The organism is Kitasatospora atroaurantiaca (assembly GCF_007828955.1).
Lineage (GTDB): Bacteria > Actinomycetota > Actinomycetes > Streptomycetales > Streptomycetaceae > Kitasatospora > Kitasatospora atroaurantiaca.
Genome location: NZ_VIVR01000001.1, coordinates 7,654,361 through 7,667,995 on the forward strand (window position 1 = coordinate 7,654,361; position 13,635 = coordinate 7,667,995).

A 13,635-nucleotide genomic window follows, 5' to 3' on the forward strand; every position below is an offset into this window, starting at 1 on the left:
AGACTGCCGGGCAGCGGCCCTCAGCACCTCAAGAACTGAGCACGTTCACTCGTACGTGGCTGGGCACTTTCACCTGTACGCCGACAGTAGGTCGCCGGCAGGCGGTCGGGCCGGGCCTGTTCGGCCCAGCAGTTGCCTGCGGTGGGGCGGATGCCGAGCGGGCCGAACTCGTCGAACGCGAAGGTCCGGTCGGGGAAGCGGTCCAGGACGTTCTCGATCCGGTCGATCTTGGCGTCGTACTCGGGGTCGGTTGATTCCTTCCACGTCTTGGTGCGCTGGAAGGTGACGCCGCGTCGGGCGAGCAGGCAGCGCAGGGCCTCGCGGCCGATCCGGATCACCCGGCCGTGAACCTTGCGCAGGTAGGCGAGCAGTTTGCGGATCGACCAGCAGGTGAAAGGCTGCCCGAGCCTGGCCGGGCGGGTAGTGGCCGTCTGGACGACGAAGTCCTCGTCGTCAGGACTGAGTTGGCGGGGACGGCCTCCCGCCCATCGAGGGTCCAGGCAGGCCAGGCCGATCTCGTTGAACCGGTGGATGACGTCGCGCACGGTGTCCTCGTCCGCCTGGACCAGCTGGGCGATCACCGGGACCCGGTTGCCGCCGGCCGAGGCCAGCAGCATCATCGCCCGCCGGTAGCGCACCGTGTTTGTACTGCCCCGACGAACGATCCGCTGTAACTGCTGACCCTCCTGGTCGGTCAATCGACGCACCTTGACCGGCTCTGCCACCACGCCCCCAAACCGTTGGATGTCGCCTACATCCAACCGGTTCTGGCCCTACTATCGCCAACCCGGTGAACGTTCTCGGTCACGGCACTAGTGTGATGCGCCGTAAATCACGAGGGAAACTATTCCTGCGTTGATGGCCCAGGTGGGTTGATCTTGGCGAGGTAGTCAGCGAGGGATTTGAGGATCTCGTCGGCGGTCTTGGTCCAGGTGAACGGTCTCGGGTTCTGGTTCCAGGTGGCGATCCACGCCTTGATGTCGTCCTCGAGGGCTTTGACGGAGGTGTGGACGCCGCGGCGGATGAGTTTGTCGGTCAGCAGGCCGAACCAGCGCTCGACCTGGTTGATCCAGGACGAGCCGGTCGGGGTGAAGTGGACGTGGAAGCGCGGGTGCCGGCCGAGCCAGGTTCTGATCTCGGCGGTGTTGTGGGTGGCGTAGTTGTCGCACACCAGGTGCACGTCGAGCTCGGCGGGGACGGCCTTGTCTATCGTGACCAGGAATTTCTTGAACTCCAGGGCCCGGTGGCGGCGGTGGAGTTCTCCGATGACGGTTCCGTCGGCGATGTTGAAGGCTGCGAACAGGCTGGTGATGCCGTGGCGCAGGTAGTCGTGTGTGCGGCGTTCGGGCATGCCCGGCATCATCGGCAGGACCGGCTGGGACCGGTCCAGCGCCTGGATCTGGGACTTCTCGTCGACGCAGAGCACGACCGCCTTCTCGGGCGGGTTGTGGTAGAGCCCGACCACGTCCACCACCTTGTCCACGAACTGCGGGTCGGTGGAGAGCTTGAAGCTGTCCTGCTGGTGCGGCTTGAGGTCGAACTTCTTCCAGATCCGCCCGATGGTCGACTTCGACAGCCCTGTGCGGGTGGCCATCGACGCCCGCGACCAGTGCGTGTCGTTGCCCGGTGTCGACTCCAGTGTCGCCACCAGCACGTCCTCGACCTGGTCGAGCAGGATCGAGGGCGGCCTGCCCGGACGCGGCTCGTCCTGCAGGCCGTCCAGCCGCTTGTCGATGAACCGGGCCCGCCAGCGCTCCACCGTCGACTCGTCAACGCCCAGGTCCATCGCGGCCTGCCGGTTCGTCCCGCCGTCCGCGCAGCGCAGCACGATCCTGGCCCGCAGCGCGAGGTACTGCGCGGTCTTCGCCCGCCTGGCCCAACGCGTCAACTGGTCCCGCTCGGCGTCGCTCAGGACCAGGTCGGCCTTCGGGCGACCGATGCGGCCCTCATCCTGCAGGCCGGCCAGTCGGTCAGCAGCGAACCTACGACGCCACTTGGACACTGTCTTCGCCTGGACGTCAACATGCCGCGCGGCAGCGGCATTCGACATGCCGTCAGCGCACGCCAGAATGATCCGGGCCCGCTCGGCGGCTCTCCGGTCCCACGACCCGGCTCGACGCACCAACTCGGCACGCTCGTCCTCGGACAGCGAGATCACCACAGCAGAAGGCCCAGGGTGCGACACCCGAAAAGGGTAGCAACTTTCCCTCGTGATTTACGGCGCATCACACTAGCGGCGTTGGCCCGGCGGTAGAACGGTCGCGTAGCCGGGATGGCGCCCGACCAGGGCAAACGGCCTGAGGCCGGCGGGGGTGGTCTGGCCTGCGAAGGTTTCGTGCAGGGAAGGGATACAGCATGGCTGCCCCACCCAGGACCACGGCCGGGGATCGCATCGATGAATCCCTCGTCCAGGACTTCGAAGCCGAGCTGAGGGGCGAGCTGAGCCGCCCGGGGGACCCCGGCTACGCCGGCGCTCGGCAGATATACAACGGGATGATCGACCGGAGGCCGGCACTGATCGCCCGTTGTACCGGGGCGGGTGACACCTTGGATGCTGTGCGGTTTGCCCGGGCGAACGAGCCACTCGTCGCTGCCCGTTGGCGGTGGCCACAATGTCGCGGGCAATGCGCTGTGCGACGACGGGTCTCGTCATCGACCTCTCTCCGATGAAGGGCGTCCGAATCGACCCAATGGCACGGACGGTCCGTGCCGAGGCCGGTCTGACCTGGGGCGAAGTCAACCACGATCTCCAGCACTTCGGCCTGGCGGCGACCGGGGGGTTCATCTCGACGACGGGCGTCGCCGGTCTGACCCTCGGCGGTGGACTGGGCTGGCTCGTACGCAAGCACGGCTCGCCTGTGACAACCTTCTGTCGGTCGACATCGTCACGGCCGACGGCCGGCTCCTGACCGCCAACTCGACCGAGAACGAGGACCTCTTCTGGGCTATCCGCGGCGGCGGCGGAAACGTCGGCGTCGTCACCTCCTTCGAGTTCCGAACGCACCCGGTCGGCACCGCGCTGGCCGGTATGGTGGTTCACCCCGTCCCCGCAGCGCGGGACGTCCTGCGCTTCTGGCGCGACTACGCCCCGGGCGCTCCCGAAGAACTGACCGACGGCGCCTTGCTGTTCACGGCACCCCCCGAGCCCTTCATCCCCGAGAGAGCGCACGGTGCCCCCGTCCTCGCTCTGTTCGGGGACTACGCAGGGGACCTGTCCGCTGGCGAGAGCGCCATCCGGCCGCTGCGCGACTTCGGCCCGCCGGTGGCCGACCTCATCCAGCCCATGCCCGACAGCGCGGCCCAGACCATGGCGGACTCGATCTGGCCTCATGGAGTCCAGAACTACTGGAAGTCCAACTTCCTGGCGGAGGTGAGCGACGAGGCCATCGACACGATCCTCGCCAAATTCGCCACTGTTCCTTCGCCCCTGACGACCGTAGTGATCGACCACAACGGTGACGGCGCTATGAACCGAGTGAGCCCGGACGCGACCGCGTTCGGCCAGCGAGACTGGTCCTACAACCTCCTCATCACCTCACTGTGGACGGACCCTGCGGACTCCGACGTGAACATCCGCTGGACGCGCGCGTTATGGGCGGCGATGGAGCCGTTCACGAGAGAGGGTGTCTACGTCAACTATCTCGGCGCGGAGGGGCAGGACAGGGTGCGGTCGGCGTACGGCCCAACTACGACCGGCTGGTCAACGTCAAGAACACGTACGACCCGACCAATGTCTTCTGCCTCAACCAGAACATCGCACCGACCGGGGACGAGCGGACGCCTGAGGCCACAGCGTGACGAAGGCCCCTGGAAACCGCCACTGCGGTCGGGGCCTTAGAGCTCGTAACACGATCTCGTGGGTGTGGGCTGGTGGGCCGTGTCCGGTGTGACGATTCGTCCGTTGGTGGTGGCGTGAGTGCACCGTGGATGGTCGATGACGAGCTGTGGGCGCTGATCGAGCCGGTGTTGCCGCCGTGGCCGGAGCGGGCTCCGGGGCCTCGGCCGGTGGACGACCGGCTGTGCCTGCAGGGCGTGTTGTTCGTGCTGTTCACCGGGATCACCTGGCAACAGCTCCCGCCGGAGCTGGGCTTCGGCTCCGGGCAGACATGCTGGCGCCGGCTGTGCCGGTGGACGGAGGCCGGGGTCTTCGACCAGGTCCACCGGATACTGCTCGCGGAGCTGAACGCGGCCCGGCGGATCGACTGGACGCGCGCTTGTGTAGATGCCTCCCATGTGCGCGCGAAAAGGGGGGTGCCGGGGTTGGCCCGTCGCCGGTCGATCGCGGCAAGTCGGGCAGCAAGCACCATCTGATCTGCGACGGGAACGGAACCCCGCTGAAGGTCATCACGACCGGCGGCAACGTCCCCGACGTCACCCAGACTCTCGCGCTGGTCGACGCGGTCCCGCCCGTGGCCGGCCAACCGGGGCGCCCCCGCAAGCGGCCCAAGTCCCTGCTCGGCGACAAGGGCTACGACAGCAGGCACGTCAGGCGAGAGCTGATCAGACGCCGGATCCTGCCCGTCATCTCCCGCCGCGGAGAGCCCGACATCCGCGGCCTCGGCAAACTCCGCTACGTGGTGGAGCAGACCTTCGCCCTGCTCCACCAGTTCAAGCGCCTCGCCGTCCGCTGGGAACGCCGCCTCGACCTGCACGACTCGCTCATCTCGCTTGCATGTGCACTCATCTGCTGGAGAAGGATCAACAAGCCGACAGCGTGATCGTGTTACGAGCTCCAAAGGGCAGAGACGGGGAGGGACGCCGGAGGAGTGGGTCACCATCGAGGAGGCGTACCGCGCCGCCGGACTGGCGGCGGAGTTGCTGCACCCGGCCAAGTGCTCCCCGATGCTGTTCCCGAAGCTCCACTTCACTTCGGACTACCCGCTGTTCCGCTCCTGGGTGAACGGTCCGCAAGGGCAGCGTCTGGGCCTGTCCCCGATCCCCGAGGTGCTGGTGAACCTGCGGATGCTCAGGCGGACGCTCGCGGTGGAGATAGCCAATCGGCCCGGTGGACTGCTGGCCACGAAGATCGCTCTGAAGCATGTCAGCGTGGCCACTACCGAGGGATACGCCAAGCGCGGCCCGGCGGTGCTCAGGCCTCCTTGCTGGCCGAGGTCGGCAAGTTGGAGGCCGAACGAAACAAGGATCTCACCTGGCAAGTCTGGCAGGACTACAAGAACGGCCGGATGCCCGCCGGCCCTGGCGCGAAAGGCCTCATGGACTTCTTCGCCTCGGTGGACGGCCAGGCGGGCCGCTCACCAGGGCAGGCCCCGAACGTGAAGCGGAGCGACCAGGAGGTGATGAACCTCCTCGCCAAGCGTGCGAGGACCCTCCACCTGGGTGTCGCGAGCTACTGCTGGTTCATCGATCCCTCGAAGGCTCTATGTCTGAAGCTGGCGGGGACTCCGGGGGCGACCGAGCCGCTGGTTGGCATGTGCGACGCAGCGCGCTGCCCGCAAGCGACCCACCATCCGTGCCATCGCCCGGTCTGGGCCGCAAGCGCGGAGAACAAGAAGGTCTTCATCGCCTCCATCGGCCGAGGCCAGAACGCGGAGAAGGTCCGCTTGCAGAGCGAGTTGGACCGCGACCTGCGGGTTCTGACCGAGCTCGACGCTGCCGCCGGAAGGAACTGACATGGGACGTATCAGCGAAGAGACCCGCGCCAGCAACGAGGCGTCCATCCGGGCCGCGATGGACCGGCTGCTGCGGGGCGACTTGTCGCCCGGTGGCAAGTGCGACCTGAAGACGCTGGCCGCTGAGGCGGGTGTCACCCGCACCGCCTTCTACCCCAAGAAGGCCCGCGACGGCTCCGAGCGGTCCGGCCCCTACCAGCACCTGGCTGAGGAGTTCGAACGGCGCCTGAAGGCCCTTCAGGACGCTGGCGACATCCCCGACCCGCGGGCGGCCCAGATAGAACGGCTGAAGACAGCGAACGCCGAGCTGGAGAAGCGGGTCAAGGACCGCGACAGGGTGATCGCGGAGCTCACCGCGTTCAAGCAGCTCGCGCTGTCCCGGATCGCCGCCCAGCACCTGGAGATCGACCGCTTGCGAGGAGACCTGGCCAGGCGGCCCGAACTGGCCGGCCCGGTCGGCGTCGTCGCGTCACTGCTGACGCCGCGCGGTAAGACCTAACCCTAGTCACGCAGTTGACCGCGCCTCGCGCGCCCTGGCAGCGCACTCAGGCACGCGAGGCGCGAGCGGCCGCTCTTCCTCACGACCCGCCGACCGCCGCCGCCTCGCGCACCGGGTACAGTGCGGACGACTGCAACACCGCGACCCCGAACTCCGCCGCTGCCTCGTCGCTCATCTCGTCCGGGATCGGAGAAGTCGCCCTGACATCGAGGATCTTGCCCGCGTCCTCGCCGCTGACCGGTGCGAACAGTGCGAAGTTCACCTTTGTCCCGGTCAGGTCCCGCAGAGAGTTCCAGCGCACCCCTTCCAGCCCCTGTTCGTGGGCCCGCTGTGCGAGCTCTCGGCTTCGTGGGTAGCCGATGTCCATCTCGTGCACAAGAGCTGCGTCGATACCCATGACCCCCAGGTTGGCGTTCACGTTCAGGTCTACAAGCCGCAGGTGGTGAGTAACCGACAGCCAGGCAAGGCACCGTTTCCTGACCTCGTCCGCAGGTACTCCCGGGCCGCTCACACGCAGGAACACCTCGATGAACGCGCCGAGAGGTGACGAGGCGACGTAACACGTGCCGGCCCCGCCGGACAGGTCGAACCGACAGGGCATCTCTCCGCCGCAGAACCAGACCGGACTGCCCGGCGTTCCATCCTTCAGCTTGCGCCGGTATATCCGGAACAAGTCGGCGTCCGGTTCCAGCAGGTAGAGCGCAAGCTCGCGGGTCATTGCGCCAGCCTCGCCACCGTCACTCGGGCAGACCACTCAAGCTCCTCGGGGGACACCTTCGACAGCACCTTCCGCGGCTCTTGGTCCTCCAGCTCGGGCTGCGGAGTGGCAGCCCACAAGACCACGGTGTCCGGGGAGAACAGATCGTCGAGGCCGGTCCGGAACACCTCCAGAATCCTCGCCACCGTCTCGGAGAGGCGGTTGCCCGGAGCGGGCTGGGCGAATTGCCACAGTGGCAGGAAGACCTCGTGCCGACCTACCAGACCGACCAGGTGCCCGCTCTCGACCTCGCCGACAATCTCCTCCGCAGCCCGGTGCCACTGGGCGGCCAATGACTGCGCGGTCACGCACTCCCCCAGCGCTAGGTGCCAGGACAGGTTGCTCACCGCAAGTCCCGCCGCGTCCTCGCCGATCGCTCTGAGGACCGCCTCGTCGAAGCCGTGAGTGCTCAGCTGGCGATGGCGTTTCCACTGTTCGTGGAGCACACGGGCGAACGCCTCAGCCAGGACCGATTCCTCGTCCATGCGTCCACCGTACGGCCCGGCCCGTGCCATCGCCCGGCCAGTCCGCAAGCAGTCTCCTGGTGCTGGACGGCCAGGCCAAGGACGGAAACGGCCCTGGCCGCTGAGGCAGGTGTCACCCGCATCGGCCGCCGAGCGCCTTGGTCCCGAATCGTCCGTGAGCGTACTGCTCCTCGAGCAGGCCTTCCGCGACGAGCGCATCTTGGACGACTTTCACGCCTTCCGGATACACGCCCGGCTCATGCGGTCCAGCTGCGGGGTCCTGGTGGAGTGCGCGGGTCAGTAATGTCAGGTCCACGACCGGGGAGGCTGACTTGGAGGTCGTACGGACCTCGCCCACCGGCCGCGCGGGGTGTCGCTGCTGGGCGGCCCGGGTCTCGCTGGACCTATGAAGTGCTGAAAAGTGCCGCGCGCTGGCGAGCAGCGGCGAGTTCGCTGCCGATGCGGGCCGGGCTGGCGTACTCCCGCCGAAGGTCTGCGACCGCGCGGTCCTGACTGCGTGCGGCGGACTCAATCTGCTGGTTCACTCGCTCGGCGAGGTCAAGCACTCGGTCCACCATCTGGTCGGGAGGAGGATCGGGAGCGTTGTGCAGCCGAGCGAGTTCCTCAGCCAAGTCAAACAACGAGTGTCCAATCGCGGCGAACTCTGGGTTGCGGCGGCGGCGGTCCTCGTCGTATCGGGGCTCGATGTCGTAGCCGACCTCGATCATGTCGAGCGTGGTCGAGCGACTGCATGATCCCGGGCTGCTGGTGGCGGCAGTCTCGGTTGCCGTCGCACTGATGTCGAGAGTGTATTTCCCGTGGTGAGCCGTGTTGCGAAGCAACAGCGTGCTCTTGTTCCACCCGTCGGTAATGCTGTAGGTAATAGTGGTGTTGCGGATGCCCAGATCGGTTGTGATGTCCGGTGGAATTTCTGCCGACATTGCCGCTTGAACGGCAACCTCATCCTGTCTGCCACGCGTGGGGAGCGGGGCGCCGTTTACTGACCACTCAATCCTCGCTGCTGCGAAGCCGTATCCGGTTGCGACGACGTCGTGCTCGAGGATGTCCGCGGTCGGCCAGTAGTGGTATTCGCGTTCCTCGCAGATGAATCCTGCGTTTGGCTCGAAAGGTCGAGGGCGCGTCGGGAGATACTCGGGGGCGACTGATCTGGGTCCAGGATTTCGACAGCCCGACGGAGCGATCGTTGCCGTCACGCAGGGGGAAGACGTTGTCTACCGGCATGTTGATGCCTGATCCAACCGGGATGTGCTCGGCCAGGATGCGGGCGAAGGCGGGGAATGCAAAATTGTGACCGACGCCTGTGAGGGCGTCAAATCGGTCGGCCAGATCCGACCCTCGCGTTCGGATGATCTGCTCGAGGGAGTAGCCCAGCTGATGTCGCAAGTAGTTGATGAAGAGGATTCCGCAGCCGTAAGAGACCCTATCGGCGTCCGATTGGGCGGTGTTGGTGACCCAGTCCGGGCGATCCGTGGTGCCTAGCCACTCGTTCACCCTTGGACCATTGCCTGATCGGTAGTAGCCAATAGGGTGCAACTCGGTGGCCAACACGATCGACAACGCCTCACCGTCGCTCCAACTCCGGTTCCAGCCGTAGCCGGTGAAGTCCATCAGGATCTCGGCCAGCTCCGCGACGAACAACATGCGAGCAAACTCATCGAACACATTCTGCTGCGACGGCGTCGGCGCCGTCGGGATGTAGGTGCTGCCGATCGAGATCCGGCTGATCTGGTCCCGCAGCCATCCCAGGTTCGAGACGTCGCCTGGCCCATCAGAATGCGACACATGTACCCAGGTCCCGTACCGGTTGCGGCCCCCGGCGTTGAAGTTGCAGTCAAACAACTTCTCAAGCGCTGCAAGATCCGCTTCGCAGGTCTCCCCGATAGCTTGCGCACGCCGCAACGCGTCGGCATCGGGCTGTTGATTAAGCCATTCGCCGTAGGTGATGACGAAGTTCGGCGTGTCTGCGGCTACGGAAAACCCAAGCCAATCTTTCATCTACGTGCCTGCTTTCTGCATCTGCTCGGATCAGTTCCCAGCCCGCTAGGACGAAGACGGTGCCAGTCAGAAAGATACAACCCGGCTAGATGTACATATATCCGAGAATGGCGATGTCCGCCACGCTCGCGGGCACCACATATCGAAAGGGGTCCAGAGCCGCATCTGCACCGACGAGGTTCGGTGTACCCGAATGCGTGAGTTGCCACCTGTCCCAGATGCGGTCCACATTTGCGTGCAGGAGCCAGAAGATTGGGTCTTTTGCAGCCGTAACCGGATCAGTGATGGTGCCGTTGCACCAATTGTGTACGTCGTTGTGGGCATCGAACTCTAGCCCCAGGGTGAAGTCTGTATACGTCTGCTTTAGTAGAATTCCGTCGACGGTGGCCTGCGTGGGAAGAGAGCCACCTCGTGCTCCGGGCGTGCCGCGCTGGACGTTTGGCGGCTGCCATACCCAATCGGGCCGATCGTGGTCATTGGCGTAGTCCCAATAAGGAATCCTCAGGTTAGGCTCATACGTACGCAGGGTCTGCTCAAGCGCATAGACGTAAGTCCGATGCCATGGCAGGAACCGCTGGGTGCCAACAGGGCCGCCGGCGTGCTCCATGGTGTGCATACGGTGGCTCATGTCTGAATGCACGTCGGCCCACCCTTGGTAACGGCCGCTTGCGTATGCAGCTTGCAGCGCTCCATTGAACCGGCTTCGCTCGGTTTCGCTCAGCCGCCTGTGATCCCACCGAGTCCTAGCAACTGCGCGGGCAATGGCGGTCAGCCCATCCTCAACCTTCATGGACCATCTGAGCTGGCTATCCATCAAAGGCGACCAGAGCTGAGCAGCGACTTTGCTGGTATCGACATCATCGACTCCCGCATCGAAGATCCATGAAGAATCGCTTACGGGACGGTCGGGTACACTTCCTACGTCTCGCAGGAGTCGGGCAAATCGAAGCGCGAGCAACTCCGGGTCGAGTTGTCTACCAGCTCCCCAGTCCACTTTCATAAGGTTGAAGTCATCCCGGTCAGGGAATCGACCTTCCGCGTGCAATTCCCCACGGCGCTGACCGTTTCCGGCGTCCTTCGAGGGTTTGACTCGGTCTCGCGAATTCCTCAGGGCCATGCCGTTCCCTCCAGCTAATTACGCATGCACGGGCTAGCGGATAGGAAGACCGGCCATCGTGACTGTCGGCGAGCATCGACGGAGGGCTTCGCTACAACCAATCTGTAGGTCTGTCCGCCGCCGAGCGAGTCTTCCGCGTCCAGGGGAGTGACAGGCCCTTCCGAACCCGTTGATGTATTGAACGTGATCGCAGAATGGGAGTGAATTCTGGACTGGTACGGCAGAGCTGGGCCGTCTTGTCTCTGCCGCGGTGTGGAGGTGGTGGCTTCCGCGCTAGCGCTAGCCTGCGGCACTTAGAGCTCGTAACACGATCACGCTGTCGGCTTGTTGATCCTTCTCCAGCAGATGAGTGCACATGCAAGCGAGATGAGCGAGTCGTGCAGGTCGAGGCGGCGTTCCCAGCGGACGGCGAGGCGCTTGAACTGGTGGAGCAGGGCGAAGGTCTGCTCCACCACGTAGCGGAGTTTGCCGAGGCCGCGGATGTCGGGCTCTCCGCGGCGGGAGATGACGGGCAGGATCCGGCGTCTGATCAGCTCTCGCCTGACGTGCCTGCTGTCGTAGCCCTTGTCGCCGAGCAGGGACTTGGGCCGCTTGCGGGGGCGCCCCGGTTGGCCGGCCACGGGCGGGACCGCGTCGACCAGCGCGAGAGTCTGGGTGACGTCGGGGACGTTGCCGCCGGTCGTGATGACCTTCAGCGGGGTTCCGTTCCCGTCGCAGATCAGATGGTGCTTGCTGCCCGACTTGCCGCGATCGACCGGCGACGGGCCAACCCCGGCACCCCCCTTTTCGCGCGCACATGGGAGGCATCTACACAAGCGCGCGTCCAGTCGATCCGCCGGGCCGCGTTCAGCTCCGCGAGCAGTATCCGGTGGACCTGGTCGAAGACCCCGGCCTCCGTCCACCGGCACAGCCGGCGCCAGCATGTCTGCCCGGAGCCGAAGCCCAGCTCCGGCGGGAGCTGTTGCCAGGTGATCCCGGTGAACAGCACGAACAACACGCCCTGCAGGCACAGCCGGTCGTCCACCGGCCGAGGCCCCGGAGCCCGCTCCGGCCACGGCGGCAACACCGGCTCGATCAGCGCCCACAGCTCGTCATCGACCATCCACGGTGCACTCACGCCACCACCAACGGACGAATCGTCACACCGGACACGGCCCACCAGCCCACACCCACGAGATCGTGTTACGAGCTCTTCAGCGTGCGTCCACGTGCTTGCAATGAAGGCGATGTTCCCTCGCACGGCTTTCCCCCCGTCCCCGTGGCATGCCTGCGCCTTGCTCGGCCGAGCCTGCCGGGGGGCGACGGCGATGTCCATGTTCGGACCTCTCGCCGCCGCGCGCACCCGGTCCTGTGAACCCGACGGAGGATCAGGTGGTCACACGTCGCGTCGGCTGACCACCGGGTAGGCGACGGCCAGCAGCGCGGCGGCGAGGGCGACCAGGGCCCCGAGGAGCTGCCAGGGGTTGACGTCCGGGTCGAGCCCGTTGCCGAACAGGGCGGCGGAGATGCTCACGGGTGCGTAGAGGATCAGGTAGCGGCCGACCGCCTCTCCGGTGAAGAGGCCGATGATGGTCGGCAGCATGACAAAGCCGAGCATGGCGCTGATCGCGCCGGCACTGTGCCGCAGCAGGGCTCCCATCGCAAGCGACATCAGGCCGATCGCGGCGAGGTAGAGGCTGCCGCCGACCACGGTCCTGAGCACCTGTTCGGTCGGCTGCGGGCCCGCCTCGTCGCCCAGCATCGCGATGGCCACCGCCGTGAACGTCCCGATCGCCGCGGTGGCGAGGACCAGGACCAGGGCGAAGAACACCAGGGCCTTGGCGGTCAGCATCCGTGCCCGCCTCGGACACGCGGTGAGCGTGCTGCGGATCATGCCGGTGCCGTACTCCGAGCTGATGGTGAGCACCCCGAGCGCGATGACGGGGATCTGGCCGATGAAGAAGCCGCCCATGCCGAGCCCCAGGATGTCGTCGCCCGGCTGCACCGTGCCGTCGGAGAACACGACGGCCAGGGCGCCGACGCCGAGGATGAAGGTGAACATGGCGGCCAGGTTCCAGACCGTCGAACGGACGCTGCGGATCTTCGTCCACTCGGAGGCCAGGGCGTGGCCCAGGCGGGCCTCCTCCACGGGAATCGGCGAGGCGAAGACCGGGGAGGCCTCGCGCGGGGGAGCGGTGGGGGTGAGCACTGGTCAGGCCTCGTTCTCGTCGTAGTGGTCATGTGCCGAGCGGTACTCCACCTCGTCCTGGGTGAGCCGCATGTAGGCCTCCTCCAGCGAGGCGTGATGCGGTGACAGCTCGTGCAGCCGTACACCGTGCTCGTGGGCCAGGTCGCTGATCTGCGGCAGTGTCGCCCCGGTGACCTTGAGCGCGCCGTCGGGCTCCGGCTCGGTCCACGCACCTGCTTCGGCGAGTACCCGGCCCAGCAGGTCCCGCTGCGGCCCGTCGCCGTCCGGGGTGCGTACCCGCACGTAGCCGGCGGAGTGACGGTCGATGAAGTCGCGGACGGACATGTCGGCCAGCAGCCGTCCCTGGCCGATCACGATCAGATGGTCGGCGGTGATCGCCATCTCGCTCATCAGGTGGGAGGAGACCAGGACCGTACGGCCTTCGGCGGCGAGGCGCCGCATCAGTGTGCGCACCCAGTGGATGCCCTCCGGGTCCAGGCCGTTGACCGGCTCGTCGAAGAGCAGCACCTCGGGATCGCCGAGCAGGGCCGCGGCGATGCCGAGCCGCTGGCCCATGCCGAGCGAGAAGCCCTTGGAGCGGTGGTCCGCCACCTGGTGAAGGCCGACGATGTCGAGTACCTCGTCCACCCGCTCCCGGGGGAGGCCGGCGAGCTGGGACAGGCAGAGCAGGTGGTTGCGGGCGCTGCGGCCGCCGTGCACGGCGCGGGCGTCGAGCAGGGCGCCGACCTTGCGGGCGGCGTTGGGCAACTGCCGGTACGGGTGGCCGTCGATGGTGACGCTGCCTGAGGTCGGCGTGTCCAGGCCGAGGATCATGCGCATCGTGGTCGACTTGCCTGAGCCGTTGGGCCCGAGGAAACCGGTGACGACACCTGGCCGGACCTGGAACGAGAGGCTGTCGACGGCCGTCTTGGGGCCGTAGCGCTTGGTGAGGCCGTGTGCCTCGATCATGAAGGGCGTCCTTGGT

Annotated in this window: 14 protein-coding genes and 1 pseudogene; 5 read left to right on the top strand and 10 right to left on the bottom strand. The window is 66.4% G+C overall.

Annotated elements, in window-relative coordinates; genetic code table 11:
• Positions 1 to 71: 71 nt before the first annotated feature.
• Both FB465_RS34270 and FB465_RS34275 read right to left on the bottom strand, forming a co-directional pair.
• Positions 72 to 725: pseudogene (locus tag FB465_RS34270) on the bottom strand (helix-turn-helix domain-containing protein); the annotation flags it as partial.
• A 119-nt stretch (positions 726 to 844) separates the two neighbouring features.
• Entirely contained in the window at positions 845 to 2,161 is a 1,317-nt protein-coding gene (locus FB465_RS34275) for an IS630 family transposase (RefSeq protein ID WP_145797047.1), read from the bottom strand.
• A gap of 463 nt (positions 2,162 to 2,624) precedes the next feature.
• Here FB465_RS34275 and FB465_RS38040 point away from each other — a divergent pair, with 463 nt between their 5' ends.
• From FB465_RS38040 to FB465_RS34295, 5 genes are all read left to right on the top strand, one after another.
• Positions 2,625 to 2,909, top strand: coding sequence for an FAD-binding protein (locus FB465_RS38040; protein WP_425461273.1), 285 nt, complete (start codon positions 2,625 to 2,627; stop codon positions 2,907 to 2,909).
• Positions 2,910 to 3,028: 119 nt separating this feature from the next.
• A complete protein-coding gene (locus FB465_RS37310) occupies positions 3,029 to 3,838 on the top strand; it encodes a hypothetical protein (protein ID WP_246193068.1) in 810 nt (269 codons plus the stop codon).
• Between the two features lie 74 nt (positions 3,839 to 3,912).
• Positions 3,913 to 4,718, top strand: a protein-coding gene (locus FB465_RS34285) for an IS5 family transposase (RefSeq protein ID WP_170290763.1) whose coding sequence is annotated in 2 segments (ribosomal slippage) — positions 3,913 to 4,243 and positions 4,243 to 4,718 — 807 coding nt in all. Because the reading frame shifts where the segments join, the coding sequence is not laid out codon by codon here.
• Positions 4,719 to 5,099: 381 nt separating this feature from the next.
• Positions 5,100 to 5,630, top strand: a complete 531-nt coding sequence (locus FB465_RS34290; protein ID WP_145796846.1) for a hypothetical protein — start codon at positions 5,100 to 5,102, stop codon at positions 5,628 to 5,630.
• 1 nt (position 5,631) lies between these two features.
• Complete coding sequence (locus FB465_RS34295) at positions 5,632 to 6,129, top strand: hypothetical protein (protein WP_145796847.1); 498 nt, start codon at positions 5,632 to 5,634, stop codon at positions 6,127 to 6,129.
• Between the two features lie 79 nt (positions 6,130 to 6,208).
• On the opposite strand, the gene FB465_RS34300 is transcribed toward FB465_RS34295, so the two are convergent.
• The 8 genes from FB465_RS34300 to FB465_RS34335 form a co-directional block, all read right to left on the bottom strand.
• Positions 6,209 to 6,847 (bottom strand): RES family NAD+ phosphorylase, encoded by a 639-nt coding sequence (locus FB465_RS34300; protein WP_145796849.1) that lies wholly within the window; start codon positions 6,845 to 6,847, stop codon positions 6,209 to 6,211.
• Positions 6,844 to 7,371, bottom strand: a complete 528-nt coding sequence (locus tag FB465_RS34305) for a hypothetical protein (RefSeq protein ID WP_145796851.1) — start codon at positions 7,369 to 7,371, stop codon at positions 6,844 to 6,846. Before FB465_RS34305 ends, FB465_RS34300 begins: the two co-directional genes overlap by 4 nt.
• Positions 7,372 to 7,754: 383 nt before the next feature.
• Positions 7,755 to 8,291 (bottom strand): hypothetical protein, encoded by a 537-nt coding sequence (locus FB465_RS34310; RefSeq protein WP_145796853.1) that lies wholly within the window; start codon positions 8,289 to 8,291, stop codon positions 7,755 to 7,757.
• A gap of 67 nt (positions 8,292 to 8,358) precedes the next feature.
• A complete protein-coding gene (locus FB465_RS34315) occupies positions 8,359 to 9,366 on the bottom strand; it encodes a hypothetical protein (RefSeq protein WP_145796855.1) in 1,008 nt (335 codons plus the stop codon).
• 85 nt (positions 9,367 to 9,451) lie between these two features.
• Positions 9,452 to 10,483, bottom strand: coding sequence for a tyrosinase family protein (locus FB465_RS36120; RefSeq protein ID WP_342791871.1), 1,032 nt, complete (start codon positions 10,481 to 10,483; stop codon positions 9,452 to 9,454).
• A 311-nt stretch (positions 10,484 to 10,794) separates the two neighbouring features.
• A protein-coding gene (locus FB465_RS34325) for an IS5 family transposase (RefSeq protein WP_425461274.1) occupies positions 10,795 to 11,585 on the bottom strand; the annotation gives its coding sequence in 2 pieces (ribosomal slippage) (positions 10,795 to 11,270 and positions 11,270 to 11,585; 792 coding nt in all).
• Between the two features lie 273 nt (positions 11,586 to 11,858).
• Positions 11,859 to 12,671, bottom strand: coding sequence for an ABC transporter permease (locus tag FB465_RS34330; RefSeq protein WP_145796858.1), 813 nt, complete (start codon positions 12,669 to 12,671; stop codon positions 11,859 to 11,861).
• 3 nt (positions 12,672 to 12,674) lie between these two features.
• Entirely contained in the window at positions 12,675 to 13,619 is a 945-nt protein-coding gene (locus tag FB465_RS34335) for an ABC transporter ATP-binding protein (protein WP_145796860.1), read from the bottom strand.
• Positions 13,620 to 13,635: the final 16 nt, after the last annotated feature.

Excerpts from the sequence above, each read along its gene's own strand:
- FB465_RS37310 (WP_246193068.1), top strand. The coding sequence starts at position 3,029 with ATGGTGGTTCACCCCGTCCCCGCAGCGCGGGACGTCCTGCGCTTCTGG.
- FB465_RS38040 (WP_425461273.1), top strand. The coding sequence starts at position 2,625 with ATGCGCTGTGCGACGACGGGTCTCGTCATCGACCTCTCTCCGATGAAG.
- FB465_RS34305 (WP_145796851.1), bottom strand. The coding sequence starts at position 7,371 with ATGGACGAGGAATCGGTCCTGGCTGAGGCGTTCGCCCGTGTGCTCCAC.
- FB465_RS34310 (WP_145796853.1), bottom strand. The coding sequence starts at position 8,291 with ATGTCGGCAGAAATTCCACCGGACATCACAACCGATCTGGGCATCCGC.
- FB465_RS36120 (WP_342791871.1), bottom strand. The coding sequence starts at position 10,483 with ATGGCCCTGAGGAATTCGCGAGACCGAGTCAAACCCTCGAAGGACGCC.
- FB465_RS34300 (WP_145796849.1), bottom strand. The coding sequence starts at position 6,847 with ATGACCCGCGAGCTTGCGCTCTACCTGCTGGAACCGGACGCCGACTTG.
- FB465_RS34315 (WP_145796855.1), bottom strand. The coding sequence starts at position 9,366 with ATGAAAGATTGGCTTGGGTTTTCCGTAGCCGCAGACACGCCGAACTTC.
- FB465_RS34295 (WP_145796847.1), top strand. The coding sequence starts at position 5,632 with ATGGGACGTATCAGCGAAGAGACCCGCGCCAGCAACGAGGCGTCCATC.
- FB465_RS34335 (WP_145796860.1), bottom strand. The coding sequence starts at position 13,619 with ATGATCGAGGCACACGGCCTCACCAAGCGCTACGGCCCCAAGACGGCC.